The organism is Shimwellia blattae DSM 4481 = NBRC 105725 (assembly GCF_000262305.1).
Taxonomy (GTDB): domain Bacteria; phylum Pseudomonadota; class Gammaproteobacteria; order Enterobacterales; family Enterobacteriaceae; genus Shimwellia; species Shimwellia blattae.
The window spans coordinates 353,000-368,281 of sequence record NC_017910.1; the positions used below are offsets into that span (position 1 = coordinate 353,000).

Genomic DNA, 15,282 nt, shown 5'->3' on the forward strand with positions numbered 1-15,282 from the left:
CCGCAGCTGAGGGGCAGCCTTCGGGTTGCCCAGTTTTGCTGGCCCGGAAACACGCATAGCCTATGAAGCCCATTTTTAGCCGTGGCCCGTCGCTACAGATTCGCCTTATTCTGGCGGTGCTGGTTGCGCTTGGTGTCATCATTGCCGACAGCCGCCTCGGTACGTTCAGCCAGATTCGAACGTATATGGATACTGCCGTCAGCCCTTTCTATTTCATATCAAATGGTCCCCGGGAATTACTGGATAACATTTCACAGACCCTGGCCTCCCGCCAGCAGGTAGAGCTGGAAAACCGCGCTCTGCGTCAGGAACTGATCCTGAAAAACAGTGAATTACTGACGCTTGGTCAGTATAAACAGGAGAATGCCCGCCTGCGCGAACTGCTGGGTTCCCCCCTGCGCCAGGATGAGCAGAAAATGGTCACTCAGGTGATCTCCACCGTCAATGATCCCTATAGCGATCAGGTGGTTATTGATAAAGGCAGCGTAAACGGTGTTTACGAAGGCCAGCCGGTTATCAGCGATAAAGGCGTCGTCGGCCAGGTGGTCGCGGTCGCGAAACTGACCAGCCGGGTGTTACTGATCTGCGATGCAACCCACGCACTGCCCATTCAGGTGCTGCGTAATGATATCCGCGTGATTGCTGCCGGTAACGGGTGTACAGACGATTTGCAGCTGGAGCACCTTCCGGCGAATACCGATATCCGCGCCGGTGACGTTCTGGTGACCTCCGGGCTCGGCGGGCGCTTCCCGGAAGGCTACCCGGTTGCTGTGGTCTCCTCGGTGAAGCTCGACACTCAGCGCGCCTACACGGTGATTCAGGCGCGCCCGACCGCGGGCCTGCAGCGCCTGCGCTATCTGTTGCTGCTGTGGGGGGCGGATCGTAACGGTGCCAACCCCATGACCCCGGAAGAGGTTCACCGGGTGGCGAATGAGCGCCTGATGCAGATGATGCCGCAGGTATTACCGGCACCGGCTGCCCCGGCGGGGCCAACGGCACCGGGCACGACGCCAGCACCTGCCACTGCTCCGGCCCCGGCAGGTACACCGTCTGCGGCGAACACCCAGCCTGCTGCCGCGCCTGCGGCCCAGGGAGGGCGCTAGTGGCGAGTTATCGTAGTCAGGGGCGCTGGGTTATCTGGCTCTCTTTTCTGGTGGCGTTGCTGCTGCAAATTATGCCCTGGCCGGATGATATAAAAATCTACCGGCCAGACTGGGTACTGCTGATTCTGATCTACTGGATCCTGGCGTTGCCTCACCGGGTGAATGTGGGAACCGGGTTTATTATGGGGGCGGTGCTCGATCTTATCAGCGGTTCAACACTGGGCGTTCGCGCCCTGTCTTTAAGCATTATTGCTTACCTGGTGGCCTTAAAATTCCAGCTGTTCCGCAACCTGGCCCTCTGGCAACAGGCGCTGGTGGTGGTATTGCTCTCACTGGCGACCGATCTTATTGTTTTCTGGGCAGAGTTTTTGGTGATCAACGTCTCTTTCCGCCCGGAAGTATTCTGGAGTAGTGTAGTCAACGGTGTGCTCTGGCCGTGGATATTTCTGCTCATGCGTAAAGTTCGCCAGCAGTTTGCTGTGCAGTAAAAAGGCTGATGATGACCATGCTTTATCTTGCTTCCGGCTCCCCGCGTCGCCAGGAGTTGCTGACACTGATGGGGATTGCGTTCGAGCGTATTGTCCCCGGTATTGAAGAGCAGCGCCGGGCAGACGAAACGCCTGAACACTATGTCCAGCGCCTGGCCCGGGATAAAGCACAGGCCGGTGTGGCGCTGGCGGTCAGAGATTTACCGGTGCTCGGGGCGGATACCATTGTTATTCTGGATGGTGAAGTGCTGGAAAAACCCCGCAGCCCGGAGCATGCCGCACAGATGCTGGCGCGTTTATCCGGGCGCACCCACCAGGTGATGACCGCCGTTGCCGTGGCGGATAGCCAGCGGGTGCTTAGCTGCCTGGTGACCACCCGGGTAACCTTTTGCCCGCTATCGGCACAGGATATTCAGCACTACGTTGCCAGCGGCGAACCGCTGGATAAAGCCGGGGCTTACGGTATTCAGGGCGCCGGTGGCTGTTTTGTCAGGGAAATTCACGGGAGTTATCACGCGGTGGTCGGTCTGCCGCTGGTGGAAACCCGGGAGCTGCTCAGAGAGTTTGACGCATTACGGGACAGGAGAAGTGAAACATGACAGCGGAACTACTGGTTAACATTACCCCGTCAGAGACCCGGGTGGCCTATATTGACGGCGGGATCCTGCAGGAGATTCACATTGAGCGTGAAGCCCGGCGCGGGATTGTAGGCAATATCTACAAAGGTCGCGTAAGCCGCGTGCTTCCGGGAATGCAGGCGGCATTTGTAGATATTGGCCTGGATAAAGCCGCGTTTTTGCACGCCTCCGACATTATGCCCCATACGGAGTGTGTGGCCGGAGATGAGCAGAAAAACTTCACGGTACGGGATATTTCAGAGCTGGTGCGTCAGGGGCAGGATCTGATGGTGCAGGTGGTTAAAGATCCCCTCGGCACCAAAGGCGCGCGCCTGACCACCGACATCACGCTGCCTTCCCGCTATCTGGTCTTTATGCCCGGTGCTTCTCATGTGGGGGTTTCCCAGCGTATCGAAAGCGAAAGCGAGCGCGAGCGCCTGAAAGCGGTGGTGTCCGGGTATTGTGACGAGCTGGGTGGCTTTATTATCCGCACCGCCGCCGAAGGGGTGTGTGAAGAGGATCTGGCCTCTGATGCGGCCTACCTGAAACGCGTCTGGACGAAGGTGATGGAGCGTAAAAAACGCCACCAGACCCGCTACCAGCTGTATGGTGAGCTGGCACTGGCCCAGCGCGTACTGCGCGATTTTGCCGACACCTCGTTAGATCGCATTCGCGTGGATTCACGCCTGACCTATGAAATGCTCCAGGAGTTTACCGGGGAATATATCCCTGAGATGACCGGGAAACTTGAGCACTACAGCGGCCGGCAGCCTATTTTTGATCTCTATGATGTTGAAAATGAAATCCAGCGCGCCCTGGAGCGTAAAGTTGAGCTCAAGTCCGGCGGTTATCTGATCATCGATCAAACCGAAGCAATGACTACAATTGATATCAACACTGGCGCGTTTGTCGGGCACCGTAATCTGGATGACACGATTTTCAATACGAATATCGAGGCGACCCAGGCCATCGCCCGCCAGTTGCGGCTGCGCAACCTGGGGGGGATTATCATCATCGATTTTATCGACATGAGTAATGAAGATCACCGGCGGCGGGTGCTGCACTCGCTGGAGCAGGCGCTGAGTAAAGACCGGGTAAAAACCGGCATCAGCGGCTTTTCCCAACTGGGGCTGGTAGAGATGACCCGCAAACGCACCCGGGAAAGCATTGAACATGTTCTGTGCAGCGAATGCCCCACCTGCCACGGGCGCGGCACCGTTAAAACGGTGGAGACCGTATGCTATGAAATCATGCGTGAAATTGTGCGCGTGCATCATGCCTATGATTCTGACCGCTTCCTGGTGTATGCCTCCCAGGCGGTGGCGGAAGTGCTCAAGGGTGAGGAGTCCCATGCTCTGGCGGAGGTGGAAATCTTTGTTGGGAAGCAAGTTAAAGTACAGATAGAACCGCTCTATAACCAGGAGCAGTTTGATGTGGTCATGATGTAACTCCCCGGGAGATTGCACGACGTTACAGACCGCGAACGCGGCCAACAAGGAGATACTCGTGAGGCGACTGCCGGGGATTTTATTACTCACAGGCGCATCGTTGCTGGTTGCCGCGGCGCTGGCAGTGAGCGGCTTTCGCCTGCTGTTACCGCACCTGGATAGCTGGCGCCCGGCGTTATTATCCCGGATCGAGGCCAGTACCGGCCTTGCGGTACAGGCCAGTGCCCTGAATGCGCGCTGGCGCAGCTTCGGGCCGACGCTGGATGCCCGCGATATCAGCCTCACCATGGCAGACGGGGGGCATCTTTCTGTCCGGCGCGTCACCCTGGCGCTGGATGTCTGGCAAAGCCTGCTGCATATGCGCTGGCAGTTCCGGGATCTGACCTTCTACCAGCTCCAGGTGCGCACCAATACCCCGATTTCCCAAAACAGTGACGGCGGCGAGCTACCGGCAGACCGGATCCGCGATCTGTTTTTGCGCCAGTTCGATCACTTTGATCTGCGCGACAGCACCCTGAGTTTTCTGACCCTTTCCGGCCAGCGCGCTGAGCTGGCTATCCCCCAGCTGACCTGGCTTAACACCCATAACCGCCACCGGGCGCAGGGCAGTGTGAACCTGTCCAGCTTTACCGGGCAGCACGGGCTGGTCTCGGTGCGTATGGATCTGCGCGATGAAGACGGCGTACTCAACCACGGCACCCTGTGGATGCAGGCCGACGATGTGGATGTGAAACCCTGGCTGAACAAATGGGCCCAGGAAAAAATCGCCCTGGATTCCGCCCGCTTCAGTATGACCACCTGGGTTGATATCAGCAAAGGCGATATTGCCGGTGGCCATGTCTGGCTGCGTAAAGGCGGGGCCAGCTGGAAAGGCGACAGCCAGTCCCACCGCCTGGTGGTGGATGATCTTATGGCGAAGATCAACAAAACGGGCGAGGGCTGGCAGGTGACCATCCCCTCTACCAGGATCCGGATTGATAATACCCCCTGGTCAGACGGCAGCCTGGCGCTGGCCTGGATGCCTGCGGCGGCGAAAAGCGCGGATAAAGCAGCACACAGCGATGAATTGCGTATCCGCGCCACCCGGCTGAACCTTGAGAATCTGACACCGCTGCTGCCGTTTGGTGAGAAATTCTCTGATCAGATTGGCCCTGTCTGGCGCACCATGCAGCCCACGGGGAACATTGACCTGCTGGCGGTGGATATTCCGCTCCAGGACACGGCAAAGACCCGTTTTCAGGGGCAGTGGCATAATGTGGGCTGGCGGCAGTGGCAACTTGTCCCCGGGGTGGCGCATTTTTCCGGCACCTTGTCAGGCAGTGTGGAAGACGGGCAGTTAACCGCCCTGGTCAACAACGCGAAAATGCCCTATCAGGGGGTGTTCCGGGCACCGCTGGAGATACAACACGGCCAGGCAACACTCAGCTGGCAGAACAACGCCGATGGCTGGTATCTGGACGGCCACAATATTGACGTGCGCGCCACGGGCGTGCGGGCTGCCGGTGATTTCCGTTACAGCCAGCCACAAAATGACCAGCCGTGGCTGAGTATTCTTGCCGGGATCGCCACCAGCGATGGCGGCAACGCCTGGCGCTACTTCCCGGAAAACCTGATGGGCAAGCCGCTGGTGGACTACCTCAGTGGTGCCATTAAAGGCGGCCAGACGAATAATGCCACCCTGGTGTATGGGGGCAACCCGCATTTCTTCCCCTATAAGCATAATGAAGGCCAGTTCCAGGTCTGGGTGCCGCTGCATAACGCCACCTACGCCTTTCAGCCGGGCTGGCCGGATCTGCAGAACTTTGATATTAACCTGGATTTTGTTAACGACGGCCTGTGGATGAAAACCGACGCGGTGATGCTTGGCGGGGTAAAAGCCACCGGCCTTACGGCAAACATCCCGGATTACAGCAAAGAGCAACTGCTGATTGATGCGGATATCAGCGGGCCCGGAGAGGCAGTGGGCCCCTATTTTGAGCAAACACCGCTGCACGACTCGCTGGGGGCTACGCTACAGGAGTTGCAGCTAACCGGCGGCGTTAACGCCAGGCTGCACCTGACTATCCCGTTTGACGGCTCCATGACCCGCGCGACCGGTGATGTGAAGCTGCATAATAACCAGCTCTTTATTCAGCCACTGAACACCACCCTCCACGGGCTGAGCGGGCAATTCAGCTTTGCAAATGGCGACCTGAAAAGCCAGCCACTGCGGGCCAGCTGGTTTAACCAGCCGGTGACTATCGGGTTTAATACCAAAGAGGGGGCTAAGGCCTTCAGTGTGGGCGTTGATCTGAAAGGCGACTGGCAGCCCGCGAAGATGGGGGTACTGCCGCGCCAGATTGAAGACAAAGTGCGCGGAAGCGTGCCCTGGCAGGGGAAAGTGGCCATTGAGCTGCCCTACAAAGGCGAGGCGGGCTACACCGTCGACCTGACGGGGGATCTTAAACCGCTCTCCAGTACGCTGCCTGCCCCGGCAGACAAAGCCGCCGGGAGCCCCCAGCCCATGAGGGTGAAGGTGGCGGGGGATTTACGCCACTTTGATTTGACCGCCAGCACCGGCAATAGCCAGGTAAACAGCCGCTGGCTGCTGAAGAACAAGCTGACACTCGACAGGGCGATTCTGGCCTCTGATGCGAAGACAACCCCACCGCTGCCCGCCGCCAGTGAGATTGAGCTCAATCTCCCGGCGCTGGACGGCGCCCAGTGGCTGGCGCTGTTCCAGCAGGGGGCCGCAGACAAGGTCAGCTCCACCACTGTCTTTCCTGAGCGTATCACTCTGCGTACCCCCCGGCTGACCCTGGGCGGCCAGCAGTGGCAGAATATCAGCCTTATCTCCCAGCCGCTGCCAACCGGCACCCGGGTGAGCGCCGAAGGGCGGGAAATTAACGGCAGCCTGTTGATGAATAACCACAGCCCCTGGCAGGCCGATATTAAGTACCTCTATTTTAACCCGGCCCCGGCGACACCGGCTTCCGGGAGCGCCAGCGTGTCGGCCATGGACAGCCACAGTGTGGATTTCACCCGCTGGCCTGCCCTGCAACTGCGCTGTAAAGAGTGCTGGCTGTGGGGCCAGAAATATGGCCGGATTGATGCGGATCTGGCGGTGCAAAATCAGCGCCTGACCCTCAGCAACGGGCTTATTGACAGCGGCGTGGCCCGGCTGACCGCCAGCGGCGAGTGGGTGAATAAGTCTGGCGAGGTGCGCACCTCGCTGAAAGGGCAGCTCAAAGGGAAGAAGACAAACGCCGCGGCCGATTTCTTCGGCCAGAGTATGCCGGTTCAGGACGCCTCTTTTAAGGTGGATTACGATCTGCACTGGCGCGATGCACCGTGGCGGCCACAGATGGCGTCGCTAAACGGGATCCTCAAAGTGGGGATGGGCAAAGGGGTCATCACGGATATCGGCACCGGGCGTGCCGGGCAGTTACTGCGCCTGGTGAGCTTTGATGCCCTGCTGCGTAAGCTGCGCTTTGATTTCAGCGACACCTTTGGCAGCGGCTTCTATTTTGACTCGATTCACAGCACCTCGTGGATCAAAGACGGGGTGATGCACACGGACGACACCCTGGTGGACGGGCTGGAGGCCGATATCGCCATGCGCGGTACGGCGGATCTGGTCAATCGTCGGCTGGATATGGAGGCCGTTATTGCCCCGGAAATCTCCGCCACCGTCGGGGTTGCCACCGCATTTGTGATTAACCCGATTGTCGGGGCGGCAGTGTTTGCGGCCAGTAAAGTGCTGGGCCCCATCTGGAATAAAATCTCGGTGCTGCGCTACCGGATCAGCGGGCCGATGGATAAGCCGCAGGTTAACGAAGTGCTCCGCCAGCCGCGGGTTGACGCAAAGCAATAATTTGACGCGGGCGATTAATTACCGCAATCTCAATAGATATCCCCACTGGAAATACCGCCCGTCGCTGGACTGGCGCGGGCGGTATTTCTCAGGGGCTGAAACCATTTCACCGCCATGGCGGCGGTAACCAGAAGAGTAGCAAAACGATGAGTCTGAACCTGGTAAGTGAGCAGTTACTGGCTGCGAATGGCCTTAATCATCAGGATCTGTTTGCCATCCTTGGGCAATTATCTGAACGCCGTCTGGATTACGGCGATCTCTATTTCCAGTCGAGTTATCACGAATCCTGGGTGCTGGAAGACCGTATCGTTAAAGACGGGTCCTACAATATCGACCAGGGGGTCGGGATCCGCGCCGTAAACGGGGAAAAAACCGGGTTTGCCTATGCCGATCAGATAAGCCTGCAGGCACTGCAGCAGAGCGCCCATGCGGCCCGCAGTATTGTCCGCGAACAGGGCGACGGTAAAACCCGTACCCTGGGCGCAGTGGCGCACAGCCCGCTGTATGCGGCGGTGGATCCGTTACAGAGCATGGGCCGGGAAGCCAAACTGGACATCCTGAAACGCATCGACAGTGTGGCGCGCGGCGCGGATCCCCGGGTGCAGGAAGTGACTGCCAGCCTGAGCGGGGTCTACGAGCTGATTCTGGTGGCCGCAACGGACGGGACGCTGGCGGCGGATGTGCGCCCGCTGGTGCGCCTGTCGGTCAGCGTGCTGGTAGAGCAGGACGGCAAGCGGGAGCGCGGCACCAGCGGTGGCGGTGGTCGCTTTGGTTATGAGTGGTTCCTGCAGCCCATGGAAGACGGTGAAAGCCGGGTCGATACCTGGGCCCGGGAGGCCGTACGCATGGCGCTGGTGAATTTGTCCGCCGTTGCCGCACCGGCAGGGATGTTGCCTGTGGTCCTGGGGGCCGGGTGGCCGGGCGTATTACTGCATGAAGCGGTAGGCCATGGCCTGGAGGGGGATTTCAACCGCCGCGGCACCTCGGTATTCAGCGGCCAGATGGGCCAGCTGGTGGCCTCTGAGCTGTGTACAGTGGTGGATGACGGCACAATAGCCGATCGCCGTGGCTCGGTGGCCATTGATGACGAAGGGGTACCGGGGCAGTACAACGTGCTGATTGAGAACGGCATTCTGAAAGGTTTTATGCAGGATAAACTGAATGCCCGGTTAATGGGGCTGAGCCCGACCGGTAACGGTCGCCGTGAATCTTATGCCCACCTGCCGATGCCGCGCATGACCAATACCTATATGCTGGCCGGTAAATCTACCCCGCAGGAGATTATTGAGTCGGTGGATTACGGGATCTATGCGCCGAACTTTGGCGGCGGCCAGGTTGATATTACATCCGGTAAGTTTGTCTTCTCGACCTCTGAAGCGTATCTGATTGAAAAAGGGAAAATCACCACGCCGGTGAAAGGTGCAACCCTGATTGGCTCCGGGATAGAGACCATGCAGCAGATCTCTATGGTGGGTAACGATCTGCGCCTGGACAGCGGCGTAGGCGTTTGCGGCAAAGAGGGGCAGAGCGTACCGGTCGGGGTCGGCCAGCCGACACTGAAAGTGGACAACCTCACCGTGGGCGGGACTGCCTGAGTATTAACGGCCGGGATCACGCATCCCGGCTGATTCCCGTTCCCCTGCGCTGCCCGCGCACCTCCTGATAATGCCGCGCCACATCCTGAAAATATTCGGTCAGATAGTTAATGCACACCTGAACTTTGAGCGGGAGTTTGTCTTTCTCGGTATACAGGGCGTACACCGGTCGCGGGCTGGACAGATACCCGGGAAACAGGATCTCCAGCTCACCGTTATGAATTTCATTAATGACCCACATTAACGGCACGTAGGCGATACCGGCACCGGCGCGCAGCCAGCGGGCCAGGGTCATCGGATCGTTGGTTTCAAAGCGCCCCTGGGGGCTTATCCGCGCGAGGGTGCCTTCCGGGGTGACCAGCTCAAATTCGTTATCCGGGCGGACACTGTAAGCCAGCCAGGAGTGGTTCGCCATGTCGGAGGGCTTTTCCGGCGTACCGTACTGAGACAGGTAACTGTGGGCGGCGCATACCACCATCGGCATCGATCCCAGATGGCGTGAAAACAGGCTTGAATCCCGCAGGGCCCCCACGCGGATCACCAGGTCAAGGCCGTCGGCAATCAGGTCCGGGGCCGGAATGCCGGTCACCAGGTTGACCGCAAGCCCCGGGTGCTCTTTGAGCATTCGGGCGGTCATACCCGCGAGCACGTTATGGGCCATAGTGGAGGAGCAGCCAATTTTCAGGGTGCCGATGGGGGTATTGTTAAAAGCATAGAGCTGTTCGTGAACGTCCTGGGCCTCATGGAGCATTCTCCGGCAGCCCTGATAGTAGATTTTCCCCGCTTCGGTAAGGCCGATACTGCGCGTACTGCGGTTAAGTAGCTTAACCTGGAGCTCATCTTCCAGTTTTGAGACGGTCTGACTGATAGAGGAGACACTCATCTGCAACTGCCGTGCTGCGGCGGTAAATGAGCCAAGTTCAACCACTTTGGCAAAGACGGACATGCGTTTTAGACGTTCCATTGTTCACTCTGGCTTAAAAGTGATTTAGATCACACATTATAGATATCAGGATAACAGTTACGTTAATATATTATTACCGTCTTATATGACACGGTGCTTTTGTCTGAGCAATTCTTGCCCTCCAGGCTGCGGCCACGAAATATAAATTATACTCGTCTGTATCGGATGCGTCCCATAGCGCCGGCCGTCCGGGGGCAGGGACGATATGCAACACCTGCAGGTATTTATCCAGGAACATCATGAGTCTATTTCCGGTAATCGTGGTATTCGGCTTGTCCTTTCCACCGATTTTTTTTGAGTTGCTACTGTCTCTGGTCGTGTTCTGGCTGGTGCGCAAGATATTAATGCCGACAAGGATATACGATTTTGTCTGGCACCCGGCATTGTTCAACACCGCGTTGTACTGCTGCCTGTTCTGGCTAATTGGCCGCCTGTTTGTCTGAGGTTGATGTGAACACACTAACAAGAAAAATATTGCGCACCGCAATCACCCTGCTGATGGTGGTGCTGGCCTTCATCGCCATCTTTCGTATCTGGGTTTTTTATACGGAGTCACCCTGGACACGCGACGCGCGCTTCAGTGCGGATGTCGTCGCCATTGCACCGGATGTTGCCGGTCTGATCACCAGCGTAGATGTGCGGGACAACCAGCTGGTGAAAAAGGGCCAGACCCTGTTTACCATTGACCAGCCGCGCTATGTGCAGGCCCTGGCCGAAGCGGAAGCCGATGTGGCCTATTACAGCACCCTGGCCGATGAAAAACGGCGTGAAGCCAGCCGCCGTAATCGCCTCGGCGTTCAGGCCATGTCCCAGGAGGATATCGACCAGGCCAACAACGTCTTACAGACCGTATTACACCAGCTGACCAAAGCCCGGGCCACGCGGGATCTGGCAAAACTGGATTTAGTGCGTACCGTTATCCGCGCCCCGGCTGACGGCTGGATAACCAACCTGAATGTCTACGCGGGCGAGTTTATTACCCGTGGCGCAACGTCTGTTGCGCTGGTGAAAAAAGATTCGTTCTATGTGCTGGCGTATATGGAAGAAACCAAGCTGGAAGGGGTCCGGCCCGGCTACCGGGTGCAGATCACGCCGCTGGGCAGTAACCAGGTTCTGAAAGGCTCGGTAGACAGCATCTCCGCCGGGGTTACCAACGCCAGCAGTACCGATGACAGTAAAGGGATGGCCAGCGTTGACTCGAATCTGGAGTGGGTGCGCCTGGCTCAGCGTGTGCCGGTACGTATTCGCCTTGATGAGCAGCCGGGCAATCTGTTCCCGGCAGGGACTACGGCCACAGTGGTCGTTACCGGAGAGCACGACCGGGATGGCGAGCATGATTCGCCATTTGTGAAGTTTATGCATCGCCTGCGTGAATTCGGTTAATCACCATGTTTTATTACATATCGCACCTGCATTTGCGCTTTGCGCTGAAGCTGGCTCTGGCACTGGTGCTGGCGATTTTTGTCGGGTTTCATTTTGAGCTGGAAACCCCGCGCTGGGCGGTGCTGACCGCCGGTCTTGTGGCCTCTGGCCCGGCCTTTGCCGCTGGTGGTGAGCCTTACTCCGGGGCCATCCGTTACCGCGGAATGCTGCGTATTATCGGGACGTTTATCGGCAGTGTTGCCGCCCTGATTATGGTCATCTCCCTGATACGCGCCCCGGCACTGATGCTGGCGGTGTGCTGTCTCTGGGCCGGGCTGTGTACCTGGGCCTCTTCCCTGGTACGGCTGGAGAACTCCTACGCGCTGGGGCTGGCCGGGTATACTGCGCTGATGGTGGTCATCACCATTCAGCCCACGCCGCTGATGGCTCCGCAAATTACCATTGAGCGCTGTAGTGAGATTGTCATCGGGATCCTGTGCGCGATTTTTGCGGATATGGTTTTCTCCCCCCGTTCGGTTAAAAAACAGATTGATAAAGAGCTGGACGGGCTGTTGCTGGATCAGTACCGGCTGATGCAGCTGTGTATTGCCCACGGGGATCGCACGGAAGTGGACAAGTCCTGGAGTGGTCTGGTCCGGCGTACCAAGGGGCTTGAGGGGATGCGCGGGAACCTGGCGATTGAGTCTTCGCGCTGGGGGCGCGCTGTCCGGCGGCTGGAATCGATCAATACCTTGTCTCTGACCCTGATAACCCAGGCCTGCGAAACTTTTCTTATCCAGAATACCCGCCCGGAGGCGATCCCCGCAGAGTTCCGCACTCTGTTTGCTGAGCCGGTCGAGACGGTGGCGGAGCTGCACCAGAAGTTAAAACGCATGCGGCGGATTATCACCTGGACCGGTAGCCAGAATACCCCGGAAACGATCTACGCCTGGGTAGGGGCGGCCACCCGCTATCTGTTGCTTAAACGCGGGGTCGTGTCCAATGCGCGCATCAGCGCGGTGGAAGAAGAGGTGTTAACCAGGGAGCCGGAAGTGAAACCGGACTCAGCGGAGCACCACCAGGCGCTGGTCAACTTCTGGCGTACCTCTATTTCCTGCCTGCTGGGGACACTATTCTGGCTGTGGACCGGCTGGCAGTCCGGTAGCGCTGCCATGATAATGATCGCGGTGGTCACCTCCCTGGCGATGCGCTTACCGAACCCGGCCATGGTGGCCGTGGACTTTGTGGTCGGGACGATCATTGCGCTGCCGCTGGCCTGTTTCTACTTCCTTGTCGTCTTGCCGAATACCCAGCAAAGTATGCTGCTGCTCTGCCTGTCGCTGGGGTTGCTGGGGTTCTTCGTCGGGGTTGAGGTGCAAAAGCGGCGTATGGGCTCACTGGCTGCGCTGCCCTGTACCATCAACATTCTGGTGCTGGACAACCCGATGACCTTTCACTTCAGCATGTTTCTGGACGGGGCCATCGGCCAGATGATTGGCTGCTTTATTGCGATGATTGTTATCCTGCTGATCCGCGATAACTCTAAAGCCAGCACCGGGCGCAACCTGCTGAACCAGTTTATGTCTGCGGCGGTCTCCGCCATGACCACCCGTCATGCCCGGCGCAAAGAAAACCATTTACCCGCCCTGTATCAGCAGCTGTTTTTACTGCTGAACAAATTCCCCGGGGATGTGGCGAAATTCCGCCTGGCGCTGCTGCTGATTATTGCGCACCAGCGCCTGCGTGATGCGCAGATCCCGGTGAATGAGGATCTGGCGGCGTTCCACCGCCAGCTGCGTAAGACGGCGAATCTTATTACGTCATCAACCAGCGATGTGAAACGGCGGCGGTACTTTACCCGCCTGCTGGGGGAGCTTGAGATCTATCAGGAGAAGCTGGAGACCTGGGAGGCACCACCCCAGGTGATTGCCTCGGTTAAACGGCTGACGCAGATCCTCGATAAATACCAGAACGCGCTCACCGATAACTGACCCGGGGCCGCCTTATAGCTCCTGCTCGAACAGGGTGAGGATCGCTTCATAAAGCGCTTTGACAGTGAAATTGCTGGCGGGGGTGGTGAAAATCGTGTCGTCACCGGCAATGGTGCCGAGGATCCCCTCCGCCTTGCCCAGCGAGTCCAGCAGACGGGCGATAAGCTGGGCCGCTCCCGGGCTGGTATGGATAACGACCACCGCATGGTTGTAATCAATATCCAGCACCAGGTTTTTCAGGGGACTGGATGTGGTCGGCACGCCCAGCTCTACCGGCAGGCAGTAAACCATTTCCATTTTGGCGTTGCGGGTGCGCACGGCGCCAAACTTGGTCAGCATTCGTGAGACTTTAGACTGGTTAATGTTTTCAAATCCCAGATCCTGCAGGGCCTGGACAATCTCCCCCTGAGAGCTGAACTTCTCTTCTTTCAGTAATGACTTGAAGGCCTTAATAAGGTCGTCTTGTTTTGATGAAACTCGCATAACTCACCATCAATTAGGCTAAAACGGCTGTTATTATGCAGTTTAATGAATTTTTATTCAAATTTTATCTGAGCAGGGGCCCGGGAAGGGCAAGGCGGGTGGCGCATTTTACCAATACCTCATTAATAATGACATCTTTGTGCAACAGGTCATATTTTCGCCAAAAAGTAAACTGTTTGTTGGTTTCATGTTTGGTAAATGCTTACTAAGGTGAAAGAGATGCGGTTATTTGCAGTACGCGTAAATGAAAAAGTGAGCCGGTAAAATATGTTGAGTTATCCTCAGGAAGGCGACGTTTTCGCTAACCAGTTGCGTAAGTTCGCATTCTCACGGCGGGAAGATTGTAATTGCCTTATCTCTGGATTATGTTCGCCTCCACATGGAGTAACGGCACTCATTTGCTTACCTTTATAAGGAGTTCAGGATGAAAGTTGCAGTCCTCGGCGCGGCCGGTGGTATCGGTCAGGCGCTCGCCCTACTACTCAAGATCCAGCTGCCTTCAGGTTCCGAGCTTTCTCTTTATGATATTGCACCAGTGACCCCGGGCGTAGCCGTGGATCTGAGCCATATTCCCACCAATGTCAGGATTAGCGGGTTTTCAGGTGAAGATGCTACTCCTGCGCTGGAGGGGGCGGATATTGTGCTGATTTCCGCAGGCGTTGCCCGTAAGCCCGGAATGGACCGCTCGGACCTGTTTAACGTGAATGCCGGTATCGTGAAGAACCTGGTTGAGCAGATTGCGCAAACCTGCCCACACGCCTGCATTGCCATTATCACTAACCCGGTTAACACCACGGTGCCGATTGCCGCTGAAGTGCTGAAAAAGGCCGGCGTCTATGACCGGAATAAGCTGTTTGGGGTTACCGCCCTGGATGTTATTCGCACCAGTACCTTTGTGGCGGAGCTGAAAGGCAAAAAACCTGATGAGATTAACGCACCGGTGATAGGCGGCCACTCAGGCGTGACGATTTTACCGCTGCTGTCGCAGATCCCCGGCGTGAGCTTCACTGACGAGGAAGTGGCCTTCCTGACGAAGCGCATCCAGAATGCCGGGACCGAAGTGGTGGAAGCCAAAGCCGGTGGCGGCTCTGCTACCCTGTCTATGGGGCTGGCGGCGGCGCGTTTCGGGCTGGCCCTGACGCGGGCGCTGCTGGGTGAGCAGGGCGTGGTGGAGTGCGCCTACGTGGAAGGCGACGGCGAATATACCCGCTTTTTCGCCCAGCCACTGCTGCTGGGTAAAAATGGCATCGCGCAGCGCCAGCCTGTCGGCCCGCTCAGCCCGTTTGAACAGCAGGCGCTGGATGGCCTGCTGGAGACGCTGAATAAAGATATTGTGCTGGGTGAGGAGTTTGTAAACCGCTGACAGTCCGCACTGGAG

Annotated in this window: 12 protein-coding genes; 10 read left to right on the top strand and 2 right to left on the bottom strand. The window is 57.7% G+C overall.

The window, feature by feature from the left end:
• Positions 1 to 62 precede the first annotated feature (62 nt).
• The 6 genes from mreC to tldD all read left to right on the top strand — a co-directional run bounded on the left by mreC (position 63) and on the right by tldD (position 9,104).
• Positions 63 to 1,103: a rod shape-determining protein MreC gene (gene mreC, locus EBL_RS01660; protein WP_002442105.1), complete on the top strand. Its 1,041-nt coding sequence runs from the start codon at positions 63 to 65 to the stop codon at positions 1,101 to 1,103.
• The gene (mreD, locus tag EBL_RS01665) at positions 1,103 to 1,591 is read left to right on the top strand and encodes a rod shape-determining protein MreD (protein WP_002442103.1); all 489 of its coding nucleotides are present in this window, start codon (positions 1,103 to 1,105) and stop codon (positions 1,589 to 1,591) included. Before mreC ends, mreD begins: the two co-directional genes overlap by 1 nt.
• Before the next feature lie 11 nt (positions 1,592 to 1,602).
• Positions 1,603 to 2,190 (top strand): Maf family protein, encoded by a 588-nt coding sequence (locus tag EBL_RS01670; protein ID WP_002442102.1) that lies wholly within the window; start codon positions 1,603 to 1,605, stop codon positions 2,188 to 2,190.
• Complete coding sequence (gene rng, locus EBL_RS01675) at positions 2,187 to 3,656, top strand: ribonuclease G (protein WP_002442100.1); 1,470 nt, start codon at positions 2,187 to 2,189, stop codon at positions 3,654 to 3,656. Before EBL_RS01670 ends, rng begins: the two co-directional genes overlap by 4 nt.
• A gap of 58 nt (positions 3,657 to 3,714) precedes the next feature.
• Positions 3,715 to 7,509, top strand: coding sequence for an AsmA2 domain-containing protein YhdP (gene yhdP, locus EBL_RS01680; protein WP_002442098.1), 3,795 nt, complete (start codon positions 3,715 to 3,717; stop codon positions 7,507 to 7,509).
• Positions 7,510 to 7,655: 146 nt separating this feature from the next.
• Positions 7,656 to 9,104 (top strand): metalloprotease TldD, encoded by a 1,449-nt coding sequence (gene tldD, locus EBL_RS01685; RefSeq protein WP_002442097.1) that lies wholly within the window; start codon positions 7,656 to 7,658, stop codon positions 9,102 to 9,104.
• A 16-nt stretch (positions 9,105 to 9,120) separates the two neighbouring features.
• Here tldD and aaeR read toward each other — a convergent pair whose 3' ends face one another.
• Positions 9,121 to 10,068, bottom strand: a complete 948-nt coding sequence (aaeR, locus tag EBL_RS01690) for an HTH-type transcriptional activator AaeR (RefSeq protein ID WP_002442095.1) — start codon at positions 10,066 to 10,068, stop codon at positions 9,121 to 9,123.
• Between the two features lie 239 nt (positions 10,069 to 10,307).
• Here aaeR and aaeX point away from each other — a divergent pair, with 239 nt between their 5' ends.
• The 3 genes from aaeX to aaeB are packed head-to-tail and all read left to right on the top strand — an operon-like array spanning position 10,308 to position 13,421.
• Positions 10,308 to 10,511, top strand: a complete 204-nt coding sequence (aaeX, locus tag EBL_RS01695) for a p-hydroxybenzoic acid efflux pump operon protein AaeX (RefSeq protein ID WP_002442092.1) — start codon at positions 10,308 to 10,310, stop codon at positions 10,509 to 10,511.
• 7 nt (positions 10,512 to 10,518) lie between these two features.
• Positions 10,519 to 11,451, top strand: a complete 933-nt coding sequence (gene aaeA, locus EBL_RS01700) for a p-hydroxybenzoic acid efflux pump subunit AaeA (RefSeq protein ID WP_014715743.1) — start codon at positions 10,519 to 10,521, stop codon at positions 11,449 to 11,451.
• A 5-nt stretch (positions 11,452 to 11,456) separates the two neighbouring features.
• Positions 11,457 to 13,421, top strand: a complete 1,965-nt coding sequence (gene aaeB / locus EBL_RS01705) for a p-hydroxybenzoic acid efflux pump subunit AaeB (protein WP_002442088.1) — start codon at positions 11,457 to 11,459, stop codon at positions 13,419 to 13,421.
• A gap of 12 nt (positions 13,422 to 13,433) precedes the next feature.
• Here the strand turns inward: aaeB and argR are convergent, their stop codons facing one another.
• Complete coding sequence (gene argR, locus EBL_RS01710; protein ID WP_002442086.1) at positions 13,434 to 13,904, bottom strand: transcriptional regulator ArgR; 471 nt, start codon at positions 13,902 to 13,904, stop codon at positions 13,434 to 13,436.
• Positions 13,905 to 14,328: 424 nt separating this feature from the next.
• Here argR and mdh point away from each other — a divergent pair, with 424 nt between their 5' ends.
• A complete protein-coding gene (gene mdh / locus EBL_RS01715) occupies positions 14,329 to 15,267 on the top strand; it encodes a malate dehydrogenase (RefSeq protein ID WP_002442084.1) in 939 nt (312 codons plus the stop codon).
• Positions 15,268 to 15,282 lie beyond the last annotated feature (15 nt).